The organism is Streptomyces sp. GQFP, assembly GCF_021545335.1.
In the GTDB taxonomy this organism is placed as follows: domain Bacteria; phylum Actinomycetota; class Actinomycetes; order Streptomycetales; family Streptomycetaceae; genus Streptomyces.
This window is the reverse complement of record NZ_CP089312.1, coordinates 2,705,805-2,727,223: the sequence shown is the minus strand read 5'-3', so window position 1 is coordinate 2,727,223 and position 21,419 is coordinate 2,705,805. Positions and strand designations below refer to the sequence as shown.

The window sequence follows — 21,419 nt, the reverse complement described above, 5'->3', positions numbered from 1 at the left end:
CCTCCGAGGATGAGGTGGAACGGGCGGGGCGGGGAGCGAGGCGGGAGGTCAGTCGGGTGCGGCCAGCCGGTGTACCGCCGACATCGGCACGGGCAGCCAGTCGGGGCGGTGCCGTGCCTCGTACACCACCTCGTAGACCGCCTTGTCCGTCTCGTACGCCCGCAGCAGCACCGGATCGGTACGCGGATCCCGGCCGCTGGTCTCCGCGTACCCGGCGCAGTACGCGGCCCGGCACTTCGCCGCCCAGCCGGGGAGGTGGGGGCGGAGCGAGTGGGCCGCGTAGTCGAAGGAGCGGAGCATGCCCGCGATGTCCCGGGCCGGGGGCTGCGGCAGCCGCCGTTCCGCGAGCGGCTTCGACGGCTCGCCCTCGAAGTCGATCAGCGACCACTGACCGGACGGCGACCGCAGACACTGCCCGAGGTGCAGATCGCCGTGGATCCGCTGAGCCGTCCAGGTCTCGCCCTCGGCGGCGAGGTCGGCCAGCGCCTCGTACGCCGAGCGCAGACCGGGCCCGTACGGATGCAGCGCCGGTACCGCCTGGATCGCCGCGTCCAGGCGTTCGATCATGCCGTCGACCAGCGGACGCAGCTGCGCGTGCCCCAGGGTCACGGTCGGCAGGGCGCGGGCGAGCGCCAGATGCACCTCGGCGGTGGCCCGCCCGAGCGCCCGCGCCTCCGCGCTGAAGTCCTCCCCCTTGGCCAGCTCGCGCAACGCCAGCTCCCAGCCGTCGGCCGCACCCCGTACGAAGGGCTGGAGGACGCCGAGTACGTAGCTGTCCTCGGCGCTCGCGGCCATGTCGTGGTGGGTCTGGGTCGCCTCGGGGTCGTCGGCGCGTATCCACGCCACCGGGGCCGGTACCCGGGGGCAGCCCTCGCGGGCCAGCGCCAGCGGCAGTTCCAGGTCGGGGTTGACGCCCGGTACGACCCGGCGGAGCAGTTTCAGGATGAACGTATCTCCGTAGACGATCGACGAGTTGGACTGCTCCGAGGTGACCACCCGGGCCACCAGCCCCACCGGTATCTCGCCCTCGCCCTCACCGTCGTCCCCGGTCCCGCCCTCGCCGCTCCCGCTCCCGTCCCGGTCGAAACGCAGGGCGCCGATCCTGGCCCGGGTGCGCATCGCCTCCAGGAGCACTTCGGCGGGCCGGGCGTCGTAGAGGGCGTCGTACACCGTGCGTCCGGTCAGCGGGCCCCGGTCCACATGGCCGATGAGCGCGGGCGCCAGCCGGGGCGGGAGCGCCTCGCGTATGCCTATGAGGAGCTGGTAGCAGTCCCCGGGCCCTTGCAGCGCGGGCTGATGGGCGCGTACGAGGAGGTGGTACAGGCCCAGCTGTGTCGTGACCGGCAGCAGTTCGGTGGCCGCCACCAGGGAGAACCCGGTGACCGGGCGTCCTTTGCCGGCGAACCAGCGCTGTCTCGGCAGCCATTCCCGCAGCAGTGGATCAAGGGACGCGAGGAGGTCGGGACTTGTCGTGGCGGAGCGGGTGGCGGCTTCCGACATGGCGTCGCGTCCTTTCCCCGGGGCGGGGTGTGACTGATGCGTGCCCAGGGCGGGGCGGTGAAAACCGCCCCGCCCTCAATTGTGGCCAGGGGCCGTTTCAGGCGAGTTGCGCAGCCGGAACCATTGACGTGCACGTCACTCAAGACGGTGGCGTGTCCTGTCCGCGGCTGGGCTGGACCGCCGCGGGTTCCGATCACCAGAGCGGCGTGGCCGTAGCGCTACTCACCGTGTTCTCGCCGGAGCCTGAACCAGTAGAACCCATGACCGGCGAGGGTGAGCAGGTAGGGGAGTTCACCGATGGCGGGGAAGCGGACTCCGCCGATCAGCTCGACCGGATGCGCGCCGCTGAACGTCCGCAGGTCCAGCTCTGTCGGCTGGGCGAAGCGGGAGAAGTTGTGGACGCACAGGACGAGGTCGTCCTTGTATTCGCGCAGGAAGGCGATCACGGCGGGGTTGGAGGAGGGCAGTTCGGTGTACGAGCCCAGTCCGAACGCCGGGTTCTGCTTCCGGATCTCGATCATGCGTCGGGTCCAGTGCAGGAGCGAGGACGGGGACGACATCGACGCTTCGACGTTGGTGACCTGGTAGCCGTAGACCGGGTCCATGATCGTGGGGAGGAAGAGGCGGCCGGGGTCGCAGGAGGAGAAGCCGGCGTTGCGGTCGGGGGTCCACTGCATGGGGGTGCGGACGGCGTCGCGGTCGCCGAGCCAGATGTTGTCGCCCATGCCGATCTCGTCGCCGTAGTAGAGGATCGGCGAGCCCGGGAGGGACAGCAGGAGGGCGGTGAAGAGTTCGATCTGGTTGCGGTCGTTGTCCAGGAGCGGGGCCAGCCGCCGCCTGATGCCGATGTTGGCGCGCATACGCGGGTCTTTCGCGTATTCGGCCCACATGTAGTCGCGTTCCTCGTCGGTGACCATTTCGAGGGTGAGCTCGTCGTGGTTGCGCAGGAAGATGCCCCACTGGCAGTTCGAGGGAATGGCGGGGGTCTTCGCGAGGATTTCCGAGACCGGATAGCGCGACTCCCTGCGCACTGCCATGAAGATGCGCGGCATGACCGGGAAATGGAACGCCATGTGGCATTCGTCCCCGCCACTCCGATAGTCGCCGAAGTAGTCGACGACGTCCTCGGGCCACTGGTTCGCTTCCGCCAGGAGCACGGTGTCGGGGTAGTGGGCGTCGATCTCCTTGCGCACGTGTTTGAGGAACTGGTGCGTGGCCGGGAGGTTCTCGCAGTTGGTGCCCTCGGCCTGGTAGAGGTACGGGACCGCGTCGAGACGGAAGCCGTCGATGCCCAGGTCCAGCCAGAACCTCAGCGCGGAGATGATCTCCTCCTGTACCGCCGGGTTCTCGTAGTTGAGGTCCGGTTGATGGGAGAAGAAGCGGTGCCAGTAGTACTGCTTGCGGACCGGGTCGAAGGTCCAGTTGGAGGCCTCGGTGTCGACGAAGATGATCCGCGCGTCCTGGAACTGTTTGTCGTCGTCCGCCCAGACGTAGTAGTCGCCGTACGGGCCTTCGGGATCGTTTCTCGACTCCTGGAACCACGGGTGCTGGTCGCTGGTGTGGTTCATGACGAAGTCGATGATGACGCGCATGCCGCGTTGGTGGGCGGCGTCGACGAATTCGACGAAGTCGGCGAGGTCACCGAATTCGGGGAGGACGGCGGTGTAGTCGGAGACGTCGTAACCGCCGTCACGGAGCGGTGACTTGAAGAAGGGCGGGAGCCAGAGGCAGTCGATGCCGAGCCACTGGAGGTAGTCGAGTTTGGCCGTGATGCCCTTGAGGTCGCCGACTCCGTCGCCGTTGCTGTCCTGGAAGGAGCGGACGAGGACCTCGTAGAAGACGGCGCGTTTGAACCACTCGGGGTCCCGGTCCTTGGCGGGAGTGTCCTCGAAGGTGTCCGGGACAGGCTCATTGACGATCATGTTGTGGGTGACCCTCCGATCTGCGGGGTGGACGGTCGCAGGACGGTCAGGATGTGCGCGGGGCGGGTGCCCGGTTCCAGGCGCACATAGTTCGTCCTGCCCCATGGGTAGGTCTCGCCGGTCAGCTCGTCGCGTACCGGCACGGACTCATGCCAGTCCAGGCCGAGTTGCGGCATGTCCAACGAGACCGTCGCCTCCTGGGTGTGGTGAGGGTCGAGGTTCACGACCACCAGAACCGTGTTCGATCCCCGGCGTTTCGAGTAGACGATCACCGCCTCCTGATCCGCGTGGTGGAAATGGAGGTCGCGCAGCTGCCGCAGGGCCGGGCTGCGCCGCCGGATCGCGTTGAGCGTGGCTATCAATGGCGCGATGCTACGTCCGTCACGTTCCGCCGACTCCCAATCACGGGTACGCAGTTGGTATTTCTCGGAGTCCAGGTATTCTTCGCTGCCCTCGCGCAGAGGGGTGTTCTCGCAGAGTTCGTAGCCGCTGTAGACGCCCCAGGTGGGGGAGAGGGTGGCGGCCAGGACGGCACGGGCCTCGAAAGCGGGACGCCCGCCCTGCTGAAGGTACGCGTGGAGGATGTCGGGGGTGTTGACGAAAAAGTTCGGGCGCATGTACGCGGCGGCGTCCCCGGACAGTTCGGTGAGGTATTCGGTGAGCTCGGGTTTGGTGTTGCGCCAGGTGAAGTAGGTGTAGGACTGCTGGAAGCCGGTCTGGGCGAGGGTGTGCATCATCGCGGGCCGGGTGAAGGCCTCCGCCAGGAAGATCACGTCGGGGTCGGTGCGGTTGATGTCCGCGATGACCTGTTCCCAGAAGACGACCGGTTTGGTGTGCGGGTTGTCGACGCGGAAGATCCGTACCCCGTGGTCCATCCAGTGCCGCAGCACGCGGACGGTCTCCGTGATGAGGCCGGGGAGGTCGGCGTCGAAGGCGATGGGGTAGATGTCCTGGTACTTCTTTGGCGGGTTCTCCGCGTAGGCGATCGTGCCGTCCGGCCGGTGATGGAACCACTGGGGGTGTTTCTGCACCCAGGGGTGGTCGGGTGAGCACTGGAGGGCGAAGTCGAGGGCGACTTCCAGGCCGTGGCGGGCGGCCTCGGCGACGAAGAAGTCGAAGTCGTCGAGGGTGCCGAGGTCGGGGTGGACGGCGTCGTGGCCGCCGTCCTCGGAGCCGATCGCCCAGGGGACGCCGACGTCGTCGGGGGTGGCGGAGAGGGTGTTGTTGGGGCCCTTGCGGAAGGTGTGGCCGATGGGGTGGATCGGGGGGAGGTAGAGGACGTCGAAGCCCATCGCGGCGATCGACGCCAGCCGCCGCGCGGCGGTGCGGAACGTCCCGTGCGGCTGCTGCACGGTCCCCTCGGATCGGGGGAAGAACTCGTACCAGGCCCCGTACAGAGCCCGCTCCCGCTCCACGACGAGCTTCAACGGCTCACTGGCGGTGATCAGTTCACGCAGCGGATGCCGGCGCAGCACCTTGTTCACGGCAGGTGTGAGGGCCGCGGCCAGCCGGGCCGCCGGTGGGCGTTCGGTGTCCCGGAGGGCCTCGGCGGCGGTCAGGATCACCGCCCGCTTGCCTTTGTTCTTCGGTACGCCGGTGGCTGCACGCTCGTACAGCTGTGCGCCTTCCGCCAGCACCAGCTCCGTGTCGATCCCGGCCGGGATCTTGATGCCCGCGTGATGCCGCCAGGTGCTGATCGGATCGCCCCAGGCCTCCACGGTGTACGTCCACTCACCGGGCGCGTCGGCCTCGACGGTGGCGCCCCAGCGGTCGGTACCCGGGGCGAGTTCACGCATCGGCGTCCAACGGCCGGGGCGGCCCTTCGGATCCCGGAGCACGACGTTCGCGGCGACGGCGTCATGGCCCTCGCGGAAGACGGTGGCCGAGACCTCGAAGGCCTCGCCGACCACTGCCTTCGCCGGGCGGCGCCCGTTCAGGACGAGGGGGCGTACGTCCAGGACGGGGATACGGCCGACTGCGGTGTCCTCGGTGAGGGGGGCGGCGGGAGGCTCCGCCGGGTGGGCCGGAGTTTCCGGGGCCGGAGTCGTGACCGCGGCCGGCTCAGCGGCCGGCCGGGCGGCGGGGGGTGTCTTCGAGGCGGGTTGGCCGGTGGTGGCCGGTGCGTTCGAGGAACGTTGGCCGGTTAGGGAGGGCGTGTCCGGCGTCGGTCGGCCCTTGCCGGCCGGGGTGTCCGGGTCCGGCTGGTGGTCGGCGACGGCCGGGGTGTCCCCGGGCGGCGGAGCGGCGGTGAGGGGCGTGTCTGGGGCTGTCGATGCGGTGCTGGAGGGTGTGTCCGGGGCTGAGGGAGGAGCGCTGGAGGGTGTGTCGGGGGTGGTCGATGCGGTGCTGGAGGGCGTGCCCGGGGCTGAGGGAGGAGCGCTGGAGGGTGTGTCGGGGGTGGTCGATGCGGTGCTGGAGGGCGTGCCCGGGTCTGAGGAAGCAGCGCTTGAAGGCGTGTCGGGCGCGGTCGACGCGGTGCTTGAGGGCATTCCGGGGGCTGTCGGAGCGGTGGCCGGCGGTGTGTCCGGGGATGTCGGACCGGTGCTGGAGGGCTGCTCCGGTGGCGTGGACCGGGTGGCGGAGGAGCTCTCTGGTGGCGTGGATCGGGTGGCGGAAGAGGTCTCCGGTGGTGTCTCGGCGGACGTCTTCGGGGCCGGGGAGGGTGTCTCCAGGGTGGGGGAGGGTTTCTCCGGGGCAGGGGAGGGTGTCCCCTGGTTTGCCGCCGACGGGACGGTGGTGGCCGTCGGGGGTATGCCGGGGGTGGGGGTCGGGGGTGGTGCCGAGTGGTGCGTGGCGGGCATGACCGCTCCTGTCCGCGTCAACGTGGGTGGGCGGATGGATGTGGGGAGGGGTGTCCAGCGGGGCGTACTGAGTCTTGTACCGGGGGAGCCTTCCCACCCTATTCGGGTGGGCAATCCGGCACTTTGCTAACTACTCGCGCGTATGTCTGCACCCAGGATCAGCCAGGTCCGCGAACGTCATCGGCCCCGTCCGGCGGACGGGGCCGACAACGGCACAGTGCCCCTAAGAGAGCGGTATCCGCAGGAGTTTGTTCGGTGAACCGGCCCTCTTGTCGGAGACTTTCCCGGCCGTCGCCAGAGACGTCAGCGCCTTGGCGACTTGCGCCGGCCGGGATTTCGGTCGTTCCGCCAAGTAGAGGGCCGCCGCGCCCGCCGCGTGCGGCGCCGCCATCGACGTACCCGAGAACGCCACCCGGCCCGTGTCGCTCGCGTACGACGCCGAGGTGATCGAGACACCAGGGGCGAACAGATCGAGAGCCGATCCCCAGTTCGAGAAGGTGGCCCGGGCGTCCGTCCACCCGGTCGCGCCGACCGTGATCGCCTGCTTGACGGCGGCCGGTGAGTAGGACGACGCCGATGCCCCGTCGTTCCCGGCCGCGACCGTGTACGTCACCCCGGACGCGATCGAGTTCCGTACCGCCGCGTCCAGTTGGGCGTTGCGGTAGCCGCCGAGGCTCACATTGGCGACGGCGGGCTTCCTGGCGTGCCGCGTCACCCAGTCGATACCCGCGATGACCTGCGCCGTCGTACCGCCGCCCGCGTTGTCGAGGACGCGTACGGAGACGACCTTCGCCTTCTTCGCGACGCCGAGTGCCGTCCCGGCGATCGTGGCCGCGACATGCGTACCGTGGCCGTTACCGTCGCCCGCCCATCTGTCGTTGCCGACGAAGTCCCAGCCGTAGCTCGCCCGTCCGCCGAAGTCCTTGTGCGAGATGCGGATACCGGTGTCGATCACGTACACCGTGACGCCCTTGCCCGCCGAGTCGGGCGAGGAGTAGCTGTCGTCGAGCGGCAGCGCGGCCTGGTCGATCCGGTCCAGGCCCCAGGACGGTGGATTCTGCTGGCCACGCTTGCGGGCAAGGGCGTACGCCGTTTCCTCGGCGTACGTCGTGCTCTGGTCGTAGGTGATCCGGGTGTCCTGGGCGACCGAGGCCACGCGGGAGTCCGCCGCGAGGAGTCTGGCCTGTCTCTCGTTGGCCTGGACGGCATAGCCGTTCAGGACGGTGCTGTAGGTGTGGCTTATTCTCGCCCCGTACTTCGCGGCGAGTCTCTTGCCGTCCGCCGACGGGGCCGCCGTGCCTCCCTTGAGTGTGACCAGGTAACTTCCGCCGACGGAGCCGGGTTCACCGGCGCCGACTATGTGCCCCTGCGGGGCGGCCTGGGCCGGTGCGGTGACCGAAAGCACCGAGGCGGTGGCCACGGCGGTCAGGCCCGCCGCCCAGCGCAGGCGTCTTGTGCACGTCCGTTTCATGGTTGGAGTTCCCCCTCCTCGGCCGCCAACGCCGGGCGGCCTTCTGGGCAGCCTCTCGTGCGGGGAGAAGTGTTACAAGGTGGCCTACGGGGGTGGAACCGGCCATATCGTCCGTACGGGGCCTGGCAACTGCCGTGTGGACGCCCGCCACGCCCCGTGGTTCGTACGCCTCCGCCCCGATACCGTCATGGGGTTGATGACGGACGCACACGGCCGTGCGTCCTCGTAAGGCTTGACATGACGCGCGACCACCGAGGTGGCATGTGAAGGCGATCCGTCGGTTCACCGTCCGTCCCGTTCTCCCCGAACCCCTCCGGCCGCTCAGCGACCTGGCCCGCAATCTGCGCTGGTCCTGGCACGCGGAGACCCGCGAACTCTTCCAGTCCGTCGACCCCGAACGCTGGTCCGACGCGGACTGCGACCCCGTACGGCTCCTCGGCAGCCTCTCGCCCGAGCGGCTCACCGAACTCGCCGAGGACCGCCGCTTCCTGCGCCGCCTCACCGCGATCGCAGACGACCTCCACGACTACGTCACCGGCACCCGCTGGTACCAGACGCAGACTCGGCAGGAGGGAGCCGAACTACCCGCCGCCATCGCCTACTTCTCCCCCGAGTTCGGCATCACGGCCGCCCTCCCGCAGTACTCCGGCGGCCTCGGCATCCTCGCCGGGGACCATCTGAAGTCGGCCAGCGACCTCGGCGTACCGCTGATCGGCGTCGGACTCATGTACCGGCACGGCTACTTCCGGCAGTCCCTCTCCCGGGACGGCTGGCAGCAGGAGACCTATCCGGTCCTCGACCCCAACGAACTCCCCGTCGCCCTCCTCAAGGAACCCGACGGCTCCCCGGCCCAGGTCTCCCTTGCGCTGCCCGGCGGCCGGTCGCTGCGGGCCCGGGTCTGGCTGGCGCAGGTCGGCAGGGTGCCGCTGCTGCTCCTCGACTCGGACGTGGAGGAGAACGACCTCGGCGAACGGGGCGTCACGGACCGGCTGTACGGGGGCGGCAGCGAACACCGGCTGCTCCAGGAGATGCTGCTCGGCATAGGAGGAGTGCGCGCGGTCCGGACGTACTGCCGGCTCACCGGGCACCCCGCCCCCGAGGTGTTCCACACCAACGAGGGCCACGCGGGCTTCCTCGGCCTGGAGCGGATCGCCGAACTCTGCGACAAGGGGCTGGACTTCGACGCGGGTCTTGAGGCCGTGCGTGCGGGGACCGTCTTCACTACGCACACCCCCGTCCCCGCCGGTATCGACCGCTTCGACCGCGAACTGGTCGCCCGGCACTTCGGCCCCGACGCCGAACTCCCGCGCATCGACGTGGAACGCGTGCTGAGTCTGGGCATGGAGACCTACCCCGGTGGCGAGCCCAACCTCTTCAACATGGCCGTGATGGGCCTGCGGTTGGGCCGCCAGGCCAACGGGGTCTCCCTTCTCCACGGGCAGGTCAGCCGCGAGATGTTCGCGGGGCTGTGGCCCGGCTTCGACCCCGCCGAGGTCCCGATCACCTCGGTCACCAACGGTGTGCACGCGCCGACTTGGGTCGCGCCGGAGGTGTTCAGGCTCGGTGCGCGGCAGATCGGCGCCGAGCGTACCGAGGACGCGCTGACGGTCGGCGGCTCGAACCGGTGGGACGCGGTCGCGGACATCCCGGACCAGGACATCTGGGAGCTACGGCGGTCCCTGCGCGAGCAGTTGGTGGTGGAGGTACGGGAGCGGCTGCGGGCGTCCTGGCGTCAACGCGGCGCGGGTACGGCCGAGTTGGGCTGGATCGAGGGGGTGCTCGACCCGGACGTCCTGACGATCGGGTTCGCGCGCCGGGTCCCCTCGTACAAACGCCTGACGCTGATGCTGCGCGACCGCGACCGTCTCCTCGACCTGCTGCTCCACCCCGAACGCCCCATCCAGATCGTGGTCGCGGGCAAGGCGCACCCGGCGGACGACGGCGGAAAGCGCCTGATCCAGGAGCTGGTGCGGTTCGCAGACGACCCACGGGTCCGGCATCGAGTCGTGTTCCTGCCGGACTACGGCATGGCGATGGCGCAGAAGCTGTACCCGGGCTGCGACATCTGGCTGAACAACCCACTGCGTCCGCTGGAGGCGTGCGGGACGAGCGGGATGAAGGCGGCGCTCAACGGCTGTCTCAACCTCTCGGTCCTGGACGGCTGGTGGGACGAATGGTTCCGGCCCGACTTCGGCTGGGCGATCCCCACGGCGGACGGCGTCGCGGGGACCGATCCCGACCATCGGGACGATGTAGAGGCCGCGGCTCTCTACGACCTCCTCGAACAGCGGGTGACCCCCCGGTTCTACGAGCACGGCCAGACCGGACTGCCCGACCGCTGGATCGAGATGGTCCGCGAGACCCTCACGCACCTCGGTCCCAAGGTGCTGGCGGGGCGGATGGTGCGGGAGTACGTGGAGCGTCTGTACGCCCCGGCGGCCCGCGCCCACCGCACCATGACCCCGGACACGGCAAGGGAGTTGGCGGCCTGGAAGTCCCGGGTCCGGCACGCCTGGCACACGGTGACGGTCGACCATGTCGAGACCTCGGCACCCTCCCTGACGGCCGAGTTGGGAAGCACGCTGTCGCTCCGCGTGCGGGTGGGGCTCGGTGAGCTGGCTCCCGACGACGTCGAGGTCCAGGCGGTCTCGGGACGCGTCGACTCGGAGGACAGCATCACCGACGCGTCGACGGTCCCGCTGAAGCCGGTCGGAGGGCCCGACCTGGAGGGGCGCTGGCTGTACGAGGGGCCGCTGTCCCTGCATCGGACCGGGCCCTACGGCTACACCGTGCGGATCCTGCCGGCGCACCGGCTGCTGGCGTCGAGCGCGGAGATGGGGTTGGTGGCGGTGCCTTCGGAGGACGTGGGGGAGGGGGCGGGGGTTCTGATGCGGTGACGACCGCTGGACGGCCTGGCCTGCTGGTCCTGGCGGTGTGTCAGGACCAGCTCCACGCCTGGTTGCCGTTGGCCGAGCAGCTCCAGCCCTGTACCGTCCGGCCCTCCTGGCCCGTCGTGGCGGCCTCCGCGTCCAGGCAGTAGCCGTTCGGGATGCTGACGAAGGTCTGGCCGCCGAACTCGCCGGCGTCGCCGAGCCGCCAGTACTGGGCTTCCAGGCCGTCGCAGGTTCTGGTGCCGATCTGCTGGCCGTTCGTGCCGCTGGTGTCCGCGTCGGCGTCCAGGCAGCGGTGGCTGCCCTGGTTGACGACGAGGTAGCGGGAGTCCTGGCCGGGGACGCGGTACAGGGCCCACTTCTGGGTGGACGTGCCCTGGCAGGTCCACACCCCGACCGTGCCGTTCCGGGCGTCGAGGCAGCGGGCGACCGAGCCGCCGCCGGTGCTCTCGGTCATCGTCAGCGCGCCGGTGCGGGCCGCGCCGCGCGGGGTGGCGTACAGGAGTTTCTTGGTCTGGGCGCCGACCCTGCCGTCTACGGAGGTTCGGGCCTCGGTCTGGAAGGCCTTCACCGCGGCGAGGGTCTCCGGGCCGAACCGGCCGTCGACCGCGACGTACAGGCCGTGGCCGCCGAGGAGGAGTTGCAGGGCCTCGACGCAGTCGCCGGTGGCGCCCGTCACCAACTCCGCCGCGCAGGCGTCGGACCGGATGTCGAGCGTCGCCGGGTTCTGGGCGGGTACCTGGGTCGGCTCCGTCTGCGCCGCCTGGTCCTCCGTCGTCGACGGGGCGGGCGTGGGTGCGTCGCGCGGGGTGGTGGGTGCCGTGGTCGGGTTCTTCGTCGTGGTCGGGGCGGGCAGCGGGTCCGGGGCGGCCGAGGTGCCGGTCTCGGTTCCTGTGCCGGTGGCGGCCGATGTCGGGTCGTCGCCCTGGCTCAGCAGCGCCGCGGTGATGCCCCCGGCGACCAGGGCGGCTGCCGCCGCGACGGCGACCAGCGGCATTTTCCTGTTCCTGGGTTTTCCGCGTTCGCCGGGTGAGGCGGGGGCAGGGACGGGGGTTGCGGCGGGGGCGAGAGGGGGCGGGGGCGCCGCTTCCAGGAGGGGCTTCGGGCGCTTCGCCTGAGGGGGTGCGGCCGGTGCCGGTGACGACGGGGACAGCTGGTGGCCGATGGCCGTCCTGAACACCGTCTCCGGCAGGGGGCGCCGCTCGGGGTTCTTGTCCAGGCAGGTGCGGATGAACGCGGCCAGTTCCGCGTCGACGGTCCCCACCAGGTCGAGGACCTCGTCGCGGGGCGGTTCGAAGGCCACCCCGAACAGGACATCGACGCCGGTCCCCTCACCGAACGGCGCCTGTCCCGTGACGGCGTACGTCAGGGTCGAGGCCAGCGAGAAGACGTCGGAGGCGGCGGTGACCTCGCGGCCCCTGGCCTGTTCCGGGGACATGTAGGCGGGCGTTCCGACGTTCTGGCCCGTGACGGTGATCGCGGTGCCGTCGGGGGCCTGGACGACGCCGAAGTCGATGACGCGGGCGCCGTCCGCACCCAGGATCACGTTGGACGGCTTGAGGTCGCGATGGACCAGCCCCGCCTGCCAGATGGCCTCGATCGCCCGCCCGACATCGGCCAGCAGCCGCCAGGCCGCCTCCGAGCCGATCGGCCCGCGCTCCGCGACGACCTCGGCGAGAGTGGGCCCCGGTATGTACTCGGTGGCGACCCAGACCAGGTCCTCGTCGCAGCCGCTGCCCAACAGCCGTACGATGTGCGCCCCCTGGATCCGGTCCAGGGCGCCGACCTCGCGCTCGAACCGCTTCCGGAACTGCGGGTCCTCCGCGTACTCGGGCCGGATCACCTTCACGGCCGCGAGGCCCGTACCGCCGCTGGTGTCGCGGCCCAGATAGACCCGGCCCATGCCGCCGCTGCCGAGCAGCGACTCCAGCTGGTAGGGGCCCGCCTGCCGGGGGTCGTTCCTGCGCAGCGGGACCACGGGAGGCGGTTCCATACCGGCCGCCGCATAGGCCATCGCTTCGGTGCGGCTGCGGTGCTGGGGTGGCATGAGGGCCCTGGTCTCTCGCGTGGCACGGGTGACCGCGAGATTAGCGCAGCACGCCTGTACGAAAGGGGGAGTTGGACCGGTTTCCCGGCCAGGAATTCGCGCAGCCCCGCCGACCTCGGCGTACTCGACGCCCGGTCCCGTCTGCTTCCCGGCTCAGTCCTCGCCGTACTCCCCGCACAGCCGCCGCAGGACCACCCCGCACCGCCGTGCGTAGGCATGCTGCAGGCCCCGGGCCGCGGGTCCGGCCGCCTTCGCGTACCACTTCGCGCCGCGGCTGAACGCGCTGACCGTCAGCCACACGGTGCCGTCACCGGTGCGGTCCACGACGAACGCCTCCTCGCCGCACTCCGGGTGACCGGCCAGCGTGCCGTACGCCCAGCCCGCGCGCCGGTGTTCCTCCACCGTCCAGACGATCCGGCAGGGCGCCTTGATGAGACCGGCGAGGGTGACCGTGACATCGACGTCAGGGGCCGCCCGGTCGGCGCTCGCGTCGATGCCCACGCCCATCGAGCGGTGCATCTCCCAGGTGAGGACGGCCTCGGAAGCGCGCCGGAAGACCGGCTCGCCCTCGCCTATGCGGGTGCGTACATTCAGGTGGTGAAAGCCGGGCGGACAACGAAAGCCGCGCTCGCGGGTCGCGCCGACCTCCGCGTACGTGAAGGACATGGGACCCAAGGGTAGGGCGGGGGGTGGCGGTGACCTGCGGCGGGGGTGCGGGACGCGGATGCGCGTACGACGGGGGCGGTACCCGGAAATGCCTTCGTTCCGGGTACCGCCCCGCCGATCACCTGCTTCTCACCTACTGCGTGGTCACGCCGTGACGTTGACCGCCGCCCAGGCCGCGTTCACCGCCGCGTACTCCGTGCTGGTGGAGCCGTACAGGGCCGAGGCCGCCGACAGGGTCGCCGTGCGGGCGCCCTTGTAGTTGGTCGTCGACGTCATGTACTCGGTGAGCGCCTTGTACCAGATCTGGACGGCCTTGGCGCGGCCGATGCCCGTGAGCGTGGAACTGTTGTACGTCGGGGAGTTGTAGCTGACCCCGTTGATCGTCTTGCTGCCGCTGCCCTCGGAGAGAAGGAAGAAGAAGTGGTTCGCGGGACCGGACGAGTAGTGCACGTCGAGGTTGGCCAGCGACGACGACCAGTAGTTGGCCGACGAGCCGTCCTTGCTCGGCTGGTCCATGTAACGCAGCGGCGAGCCGTCGCCGTTGATGTCGATCTCCTCGCCGATGAGGTAGTCACCGACGTCGGAGGAGTTCGCCGCGTAGAACTCGACGGCCGTGCCGAAGATGTCGGAGGTCGCCTCGTTCAGGCCGCCGGACTCGCCCGAGTAGTTCAGGCCCGCCGTGTTGGAGGTGACGCCGTGGGTCATCTCGTGGCCCGCCACGTCCAGCGAGGTGAGCGGCTTGACGTTGCCCGAACCGTCGCCGTACGTCATGCAGAAGCAGCTGTCGGACCAGAAGGCGTTGACGTACGCGTTGCCGTAGTGGACGCGCGAGTAGGCGGCGACGCCGTCGTTCTTGATGCCGCTGCGGCCGAACGTGCTCTTGTAGAAGTCCCACGTCGTCTGCGCGCCGTACGCGGCGTCGACGGCCGCGCTCTGGTCGGTCGAGGAGCTGGAGGCCGCGCCCGTGCCCCAGGTGTCGTCCGCGTCGGTGAACAGCGTGCCCGCCGAGGAACTGGTGCTGCGCGCCTTGTTGTACGTCTTGTGGCCGCCGCGCGAGGTGTCGTACAGCTGGTACGTCGAGCCCGACAGGTAGGTGCCGAGGGTGACCGTGCCCGAGTACACGCTCTTGCCGGTGCCGGTCTCGATGCCCTGGTACTCGTACAGCTTGGCGCCGGTGGCCGCGTCCGTGATGACGTGCAGCTCGTTCGGGGTGCCGTCCTCCTGGAGGCCGCCGACGACGGTCTCGTAGGCGAGGGTCGGGGTGCCCGAGGCCGCCCAGATCACCTTGCGGGGGGCGTTCGACGCCTCCGACTTGGTGGAGCCGGCCTTCTTCGCCAGGGTGACCGCCTGCTTCTCGACGGCGGCCGTCGTGACCTCGGGGGTGAGGTCGGTGACCTTGATGGCGGCCTTCTGCGCCTTGGTCACGCCCGTGGTCTCGCCGGCCGCGTCCTCGTGCACGACGAGGTCGCCGCCGAGGACCGGCAGGCCCGCGTAGGTGCGCTCGTAGCGGGTGTGCAGGGTGCCGTCTGCGTCCTTGACGACGTCACGGACGACCAGCTTCTCCTTGGCGCCGAGGCCTATCTCGTCGGCGGTCGCCGGGGCTTCGGCGGCGGCTTCCTTGATGAGCGCGGTGCGCGTCGCGGGGGAGAGGGTGACGGGCACGGCGGCGGCCTTGGCCGTGGTGCCGGCCGGCTCGCTCTCCGCGGAGGCACCGGTGGTCAGACCGGTGGTGAGGAGGGCTCCGGCCGCGACCGCGGTGGCGATGGCCAGAGTGGTGCGCTTGTGACGCGCGTAGAGGGGGGTCACGCGAACTCCTTTGTGGGGGATCCGGACGGCCTTGGGGGGAACGTCCGGAGGTTGTTGTGAAGTCGGAGTGCTGTTGCTGTTGCTGCGGCGTGCGGTGGAAGAGTGGCATTGAGGGCGCGTACATGTCATGACCTTCAAGTGATGTTGGCTGAAAACCAACTGCCGGATGAACGTTTCGTGTATGTAACGCGGCGCGATCTTGGTAAAGCGGTGCTAAAGATCAGGCACGGTGGCAACAAAACCGCAGTACAGGGGCAGCAAAGGAAGCGCCGCCCCGGTGAGTTGATCCACCGGGGCGGCGCCGTGTCGTTCACGGGTTCTGAACAGTGCCCCAACGGGCCCTTACATGCTGTGTGTTCAGGCCGTCGGGAACGTGATCTTCCAGCCGTTGATCGTGCCGACGTCCTGGGCCGCCCGGTCCTGGACCCTCAACACCCAGGTCCCGTTGGCGACCTCGGACGAGGCGTTCACCGTGTACGGCTCGTTCACGTCGTCGCCCGAGTCCGAGGAACTGAACGGCTTCAGGTTGTAGACCGACCCGTCAGGGGCCACCAGATCGACGACGAGGTCGCCGCGCCAGGTGTGCGTGATGTCCGGCGTGACGACCAGGTTGGTCGGCGCGTTGCCGGTGATCCCGGTGACCGCGAGCGACGAGGTCACCGCGGCACCGTTGTCCGGAATCGATACGGCGGCCGTGGACTCGAAGGAGGTCCCGGTGCCACCGCCACCGCCCGGACGTGTACCGACGTTGATACCGGCCCACGCGTTCTGCACGGCCGTGTACTCGGCGCTCGTCGTGCCGTACAGCTCACCCGTCGCCGCGAGCGTGCCGGTGCGGGCCGCCGCGTAGTTGGTGGTCGACGTGAACTTCGTGGTGAGCGCGCGGAACCAGATCTTCTCCGCCTTGTCCCGGCCGATGCCGGTCACCGGCAGCCCGTCCGAGGTGGCCGAGTCGTAGCTGACCCCGTTGATGGTCTTGGCGCCGCTGCCCTCGGAGAGCAGGTAGAAGAAGTGGTTCGCGGGACCCGACGAGTAGTGCACGTCGATCGACCCGATGCCCGAGTACCAACTGTCCCTGGACGAACCGTCCTTGCTCGGCTTGTCCATGTAACGCAGCGGCGTGCCGTCGCCGTTGATGTTGATCTCCTCGCCGATGAGGTAGTCACCGACGTCGGAGGAGTTGTTGGCGTAGAACTCGACCGTCGAGCCGAAGATGTCCGAGGTCGCCTCGTTCAACCCGCCTGACTCACCGCTGTAGTTGAGGCCGGCCGTGTTGGAGGTGAGGCCGTGCGTCATCTCGTGCGCGGCCACGTCGATGGACGTCAGCGGGTTGGCGTTGCCCGAGCCGTCGCCGTACGTCATGCAGAAGCAGGCGTCCTGCCAGAAGGCGTTGACGTAGTTGTTGCCGTAGTGGACGCGCGAGTACGCGCCGACGCCGTCGCCCCGGATACCGGAACGCCCGTGCACGTTCTTGTAGTAGTCCCAGGTCAGAGCCGCGCCGTAGTGGGCGTCGGCGCCGGCCGACTCCAGGTTCGACGGCAGGCCGTTGCCCCACACGTCGTCGGAGCCCGAGAAGAGGGTGCCGGTGCCGGAGGTGCCGCGGTTCAGGTTGTACGTCTTGTGGGCGCCGCGCGCGCCGTCCGTCAGGTTGTACGTCGACCCGGACTGCGTGGTGGTGAGGTCGACCGTGCCGCTGTACACCGTGTTGCCGGTGCCGGTCTCGACCGCCTCCCACTCGAACAGCTTCGCGCCCGAGGTGGCGTCCGTGATGACGTGCAGCTCCTGCGGGGTGCCGTCGTGCTGGAAGCCGCCGACGACCGTCTCGTAGGCGAGTACGGGGGTGCCGCTCGCCGCCCAGATCACCTTGCGCGGCGCCTTGTTGACGTCGGGGCTCTTGGCCTCCTCCGCCTTCGCCGCGCCCAGCGCCTGGGTCTCCGCCTTCGCGGCGGCGATCTTCGGCGTCAGGGACGCGACCTTGATGGTGGCGCGGGTCGCCTTCACGACGCCTTCCGTGGCACCGGACTTGGCGGTGTCGACGACCAGGTCGCCGCCCAGGACCGGGAGTCCGTCGTACGTGCGCTCGTACCGCGTGTGCACGGTGCCGTCGCCGTCCTTGAGGACGTCACGGACGACGAGCTTCTCCTTGGCGCCCAGGCCGAGTTCCTTGGCGGTCTCCGCCTTGGTGGCGTTGGCCTCGGCGAGGAGCGCGGCGCGCTGGGCGGGGGACAGCTTGATCGACTCGGCGCCCGGTATGACCTTGCCCGCGGCCGACGGTGCCTTCTCCGGGGCTGCGGTGGCGGCACCGGCCTGAACGGCCGCTGCCAGCAAGGCGGTTACGGCGACGAGGGCGCCGGTGGCGACCCGTCGCTGGGTGGAGCGGGAGAACGAGGTGGTGCTGGTGTGGGGGGTTGCGTGGGGGGTGCGTCTGTGGGACTGGCGTCTCAACACTGACTCCTTCTGCATGGCCGCGGGTCGAGCGGCCAGGGGGGACCGGACGGTGGTCGTCCGTCCGGGGCAGAACAGGTGCGTGCGGATGCGCGGCGACGAACACAGCGATGTCGCTTGTGACGTGTTGCTGTGGAGCAGCTGTGAAGGTGCCGTGGGAAGAGTGCCAGGCGAGCGCATATACTGTCAGGACCGCGTCAAGAAGTTGGCTGGAAACAGTCCGTTGCTCGGTTGGTCATGTTCGCTATACGGACCATTCATCCTTCGAGGACTTCCGCCCTTCGGGGTGTCTACCCTTCAGGGGTGTTCGCCCTTCAAGGGCCCGGACTGCTGCTGCTCCCCGTGCCACGACCGCCACAGCGCCGCGTACGCCCCGTCCGCCGCCACCAGCCCCTCGTGCGTGCCGAGTTCGGTGAGCAGCCCCTCCTCCATCACGGCCACCCGGTCCGCGTCGTGCGCGGTGTGCAGCCGGTGCGCGATCGCGATCACCGTCCGCCCTTCGAGTACGGCGGCCAGCGCGCGCTCGGTGTGACGCGCGGTCGTCGGATCGAGCAGCGCCGTCGCCTCGTCCAGGATCAGCGTGTGCGGGTCGGCCAACACGACCCGGGCCAGGGCCAGTTGCTGCGCCCGCGAACCGTCGGTCGACTCCCCGTCGGGGCCCAGCTCGGTGTCAAGACCGGCCGGCAGCTCGCGCACCCAGTCGGCGGCGCCTACGGCGGCCAGCGCGGCCCACAACTCGGCGTCCGTGGCGGCCGGTTCGGCGATCAGGAGATTGTCCCGGACCGTGCCGAGGAAGACATGGTGCTCCTGGGTGACCAGCACGACCTGCCGTCGCAGCTCCTCGGGCCCCAGCGCGGCGATCGGTACGCCGCCCACGGTCACCGTGCCCGAACGAGGCTCGTCGATCCCCGCGAGCAGCCGGCACAGCGTCGTCTTGCCCGCGCCCGAGGGCCCCACCACCGCGAGCCGTTCACCCGGCCGCACGGTCAGATCGACCCCGCGCAGCACCTCGCCCCCACGGTCGTACGCATACCGCACACCGACCACGTCGATCCGGTCACCGACGGGTACCGGGGATGCCTCGGACCCGCCCTTCGGAGCCCGCCCGAGCCCCTCGACCCGAGCGAACGAGGCACTGCTGGACTGCAGTTGCTCCATCCAGGTGAGCACCTGGTCGAGCGGCGCCTCCAACTGCCGCAGATACAGGGCCGCCGCCACGACCGCGCCCAGGCTGACCGCACCCTGCCCGTGCAGCGCGCCGCCCAGCACCAGCACAACGGTCACGGGAAGGACGTAGGACACCTCCACCGGCGGGAAGAACATCGACCGCAGATACAGCGTGTGCAGCCGCCTGCGGCGCGACTCGTCCAGCGCCTCCCGGCTCACCGCCACCCGCCGCTCCGCCAGCCCGAACGCCTCGACCGTGCGCGCGCCGGAGGCGGTCGCCGCGAGGATCTCCGCGACCTCGGAGTTGGCGGAGCCCTCGGCGAGATACGCGGTGCGCGCCCGGCGCAGATACCAGCGCAACGCGAACCAGATACCGCTCTGCGCGAGCACTGCGGCCAGCCCGAGCAGCGGATCGAGGGCGAACACGGCACCGGCGATGAACAGACACTCCACCGAGGCGATGAGCAGTTCGGGCCCGGCATCGCGCAGGGTCGTGCCGACCTGGCTGACGTCGGCCGTCCCCCGGGCCGTCAGATCCCCGGTTCCGGCCCGCTCCACGACGGACGCGGGCAGGGCGAGCGACCGGTCGACGAACTCCTCCCGCACCCGAGCGAGCGTCCGCTCCCCGAACCGGTACCCCACGTACCGAGCCCAGCGAGCCAGCAGCAACTGCCCCACCGCACAGACGACGATGACAAGTCCGAGCCGGTCCACGACGGAGACCCCGGCCCCCGCCCGCACCTCGTCGATGATCCGCCCGACCAGCCAGGGCGCGACAAGCCCGGCACCGGCAGCGAGGGAGTTGAGCAGCAGGAGTGCGGCGAAGGCGGGAGCGTCGGCGCGGATGAGCCGGACGGCGGCCCGGCGGACATCGGCCGCGTCGGCGACGGGCAGTTGGGCGCTCACCGTACGGACTCCTCGATGCTTTCCAAGCCGTCCTCTTCGTCTATCTCGTCCGTGTCGCGGGCCACCAGGGCCCGGTAACCCGGTTCCTCCGCGAGGAGCCGCTGGTGGGTGCCTACGGCCGCTGTCTTGCCGTCGACCAGGTAGTACACGGTGTCCGCCCGGTCCAGCAGCAGGGGTGAGGTGGAGGCGACGACTGTCGTACGGTCCATGCGGTCGCAGCGCAGCCGGTCCGCTACCGCGGCCTCGGTGTGGGCGTCCAGTGCCGACGTCGGTTCGACGGCCAACAGCACCTCGGGGTCGGCGAGCAGTGCCCGCACCAGGCGTACGCGCTGGCGCTGACCGCCCGAGAGGTTGCGGCCCTGGGCGTCGATCGCCGAGTCGAGGCCGTCCGGCAGCCCGAGGACGATGTCGTCGGCGACGGCCGCGTGCACCGCGCGTGCGATGGCCGCCTCGCTCAACTCCCGGCGCCCGGAGACCAGTTCGCGCAGCGTCCCGGCGAACAGGTCGGCCTCGTTGTCGGCGACCAGGATGCGGTCGCGCACCTGGGACGGGGCGATCTCGTCGAGCCGTACGCCGCCCCAGGTCGCCGCCGACGGGGCGAACCGGCCGAGCCGGTCGACGACGGCCACGGCATCGGCGGGCCGGGCACCGGCGAGGGCGGTCAGCCGCCCCGGTACGACGGTCACGCCGGAGTCCGGGTCGTGCAGCGGGGCGGGAGACACGGGCGCGTCCAGGACGCCGCTGTCGTTGCCCGGCTCCAACGCCAGGAACCGTACGACCCGCCTCGCCGCCACCAACGCGCGGCTGATCTGGAAACCGCACTCGATGAAGAACGCCACCGGCACGATCAGCACGGCGACATAGCCGTACACCGACACCAACTCGCCCACGGAGATGTCCCCTTGGGCGGCCAGCCGGGCCGCGAGCCAGGTCACCACGGCCAGGAACAGGGTCGGCAGGCCGACCCCGAGCGCCTGGATCCAGCTGCTCACCGACCCGACCCGGTACCCCTGTTCCTGGAGGCGGCGCGAGTCACGGCGGAAGGCGTCGGCGAACAGCCCTTTGCCGCCGAGGCCGTTGAGGACACGCAGCCCGCCCGAGAGGTCGCCGATCCGGGCGGTCAGGATGCCCTGGCGGTCCCGGTACGACGCCTCGACTCCCTGCAGCCGCCCCAGCAACGGTCCGATGAGCACGGCGACGACGGGCACGCCGAGCAGGATCACGGCGGCGAGCGCCGGTGACACCGACAGCAGCAGTCCGGCGACCACGCAGTAGGAGACGAACGCGCCGACGCCCGGCCCGACGAACGTCAGCGACTGGGCGATCGTCGACACATCGCCGACGCCGATCGTGACGACCTCCCCGGCCCCGACCTGCCGGGGCAGCGCCGCCCCCAGCCGCACGGCCTGCCCGATCACGACCTTGACCGTGCGGAAGTTGGCGTCCATCCGGATCCGGGTCATCGTCCGGTGCCGCATGATGCTCAGCCACGCGCTGAACGTCCCGACGGCGAGAATCACGCCCGCCCAGCCCGCCAGCACGGCCTGGTCGCCCGGTTCGAGACCGTCGTCGACGGCCCGGGACAGCAGATACGGCGTCAACGCCATCAGCGTCGTCCAGCTGCTGCCCAGCAGCGCCCCGACCGCACACCGCCGCCACTGCTGCCGCACCAGCCACAGCAGATAACGGGCGGGGCCCCGGGAGTCGGGCGTGCCGGGATCCTCGTACGCGTCGATCATTTCTCCGCCGTCCCCCGGTCCCGTCCTGTGCCTGTTGTCCTGTACTTGTGGCTCACGT

11 protein-coding genes and 1 pseudogene are annotated in these 21,419 nt (G+C 70.3%); 1 reads left to right on the top strand and 11 read right to left on the bottom strand.

Annotated features, from left to right (window positions below; all coding sequences use genetic code 11):
• Positions 1-48: 48 nt before the first annotated feature.
• From LUX31_RS11755 to LUX31_RS11735, 5 genes and pseudogenes are all read right to left on the bottom strand, one after another.
• Positions 49-1,500: a maltokinase N-terminal cap-like domain-containing protein gene (locus tag LUX31_RS11755; RefSeq protein ID WP_235474728.1), complete on the bottom strand. Its 1,452-nt coding sequence runs from the start codon at positions 1,498-1,500 to the stop codon at positions 49-51.
• A 218-nt stretch (positions 1,501-1,718) separates the two neighbouring features.
• Positions 1,719-3,422, bottom strand: a complete 1,704-nt coding sequence (treS, locus tag LUX31_RS11750) for a maltose alpha-D-glucosyltransferase (protein ID WP_235474727.1) — start codon at positions 3,420-3,422, stop codon at positions 1,719-1,721.
• Positions 3,419-5,542 (bottom strand): annotated as a pseudogene (locus LUX31_RS11745) (alpha-1,4-glucan--maltose-1-phosphate maltosyltransferase); the annotation flags it as partial. The gene treS and the pseudogene LUX31_RS11745, both read right to left, overlap by 4 nt.
• On the bottom strand, positions 5,484-6,320 hold the full coding sequence (locus LUX31_RS11740) for a hypothetical protein (protein WP_235480199.1): 837 nt from the start codon (positions 6,318-6,320) through the stop codon (positions 5,484-5,486). The pseudogene LUX31_RS11745 and the gene LUX31_RS11740, both read right to left, overlap by 59 nt.
• 126 nt (positions 6,321-6,446) lie before the next feature.
• A complete protein-coding gene (locus LUX31_RS11735; protein ID WP_235474726.1) occupies positions 6,447-7,694 on the bottom strand; it encodes a S8 family peptidase in 1,248 nt (415 codons plus the stop codon).
• Between the two features lie 263 nt (positions 7,695-7,957).
• Between LUX31_RS11735 and LUX31_RS11730 the strand changes: the two genes are divergently transcribed.
• Positions 7,958-10,591, top strand: a complete 2,634-nt coding sequence (locus LUX31_RS11730) for a glycosyltransferase family 1 protein (RefSeq protein WP_235474725.1) — start codon at positions 7,958-7,960, stop codon at positions 10,589-10,591.
• A gap of 40 nt (positions 10,592-10,631) precedes the next feature.
• On the opposite strand, the gene LUX31_RS11725 is transcribed toward LUX31_RS11730, so the two are convergent.
• From LUX31_RS11725 to LUX31_RS11700, 6 genes are all read right to left on the bottom strand, one after another.
• Positions 10,632-12,632 carry a protein kinase domain-containing protein gene (locus LUX31_RS11725; protein WP_235474724.1) on the bottom strand — a complete coding sequence of 667 codons (2,001 nt, stop codon included), beginning with the start codon at positions 12,630-12,632 and terminating at the stop codon, positions 10,632-10,634.
• Positions 12,633-12,785: 153 nt separating this feature from the next.
• Positions 12,786-13,298 carry a DUF1990 domain-containing protein gene (locus LUX31_RS11720; RefSeq protein ID WP_235474723.1) on the bottom strand — a complete coding sequence of 171 codons (513 nt, stop codon included), beginning with the start codon at positions 13,296-13,298 and terminating at the stop codon, positions 12,786-12,788.
• Between the two features lie 144 nt (positions 13,299-13,442).
• Positions 13,443-15,104 (bottom strand): M4 family metallopeptidase, encoded by a 1,662-nt coding sequence (locus LUX31_RS11715; protein ID WP_235474722.1) that lies wholly within the window; start codon positions 15,102-15,104, stop codon positions 13,443-13,445.
• Between the two features lie 357 nt (positions 15,105-15,461).
• The gene (locus LUX31_RS11710) at positions 15,462-17,567 is read right to left on the bottom strand and encodes a M4 family metallopeptidase (RefSeq protein WP_235474721.1); all 2,106 of its coding nucleotides are present in this window, start codon (positions 17,565-17,567) and stop codon (positions 15,462-15,464) included.
• A gap of 279 nt (positions 17,568-17,846) precedes the next feature.
• Entirely contained in the window at positions 17,847-19,622 is a 1,776-nt protein-coding gene (locus tag LUX31_RS11705) for an ABC transporter ATP-binding protein (protein WP_235474720.1), read from the bottom strand.
• Complete coding sequence (locus tag LUX31_RS11700; RefSeq protein WP_235474719.1) at positions 19,619-21,361, bottom strand: ABC transporter transmembrane domain-containing protein; 1,743 nt, start codon at positions 21,359-21,361, stop codon at positions 19,619-19,621. The genes LUX31_RS11705 and LUX31_RS11700 overlap by 4 nt, the downstream gene beginning before the upstream one ends.
• Positions 21,362-21,419: the final 58 nt, after the last annotated feature.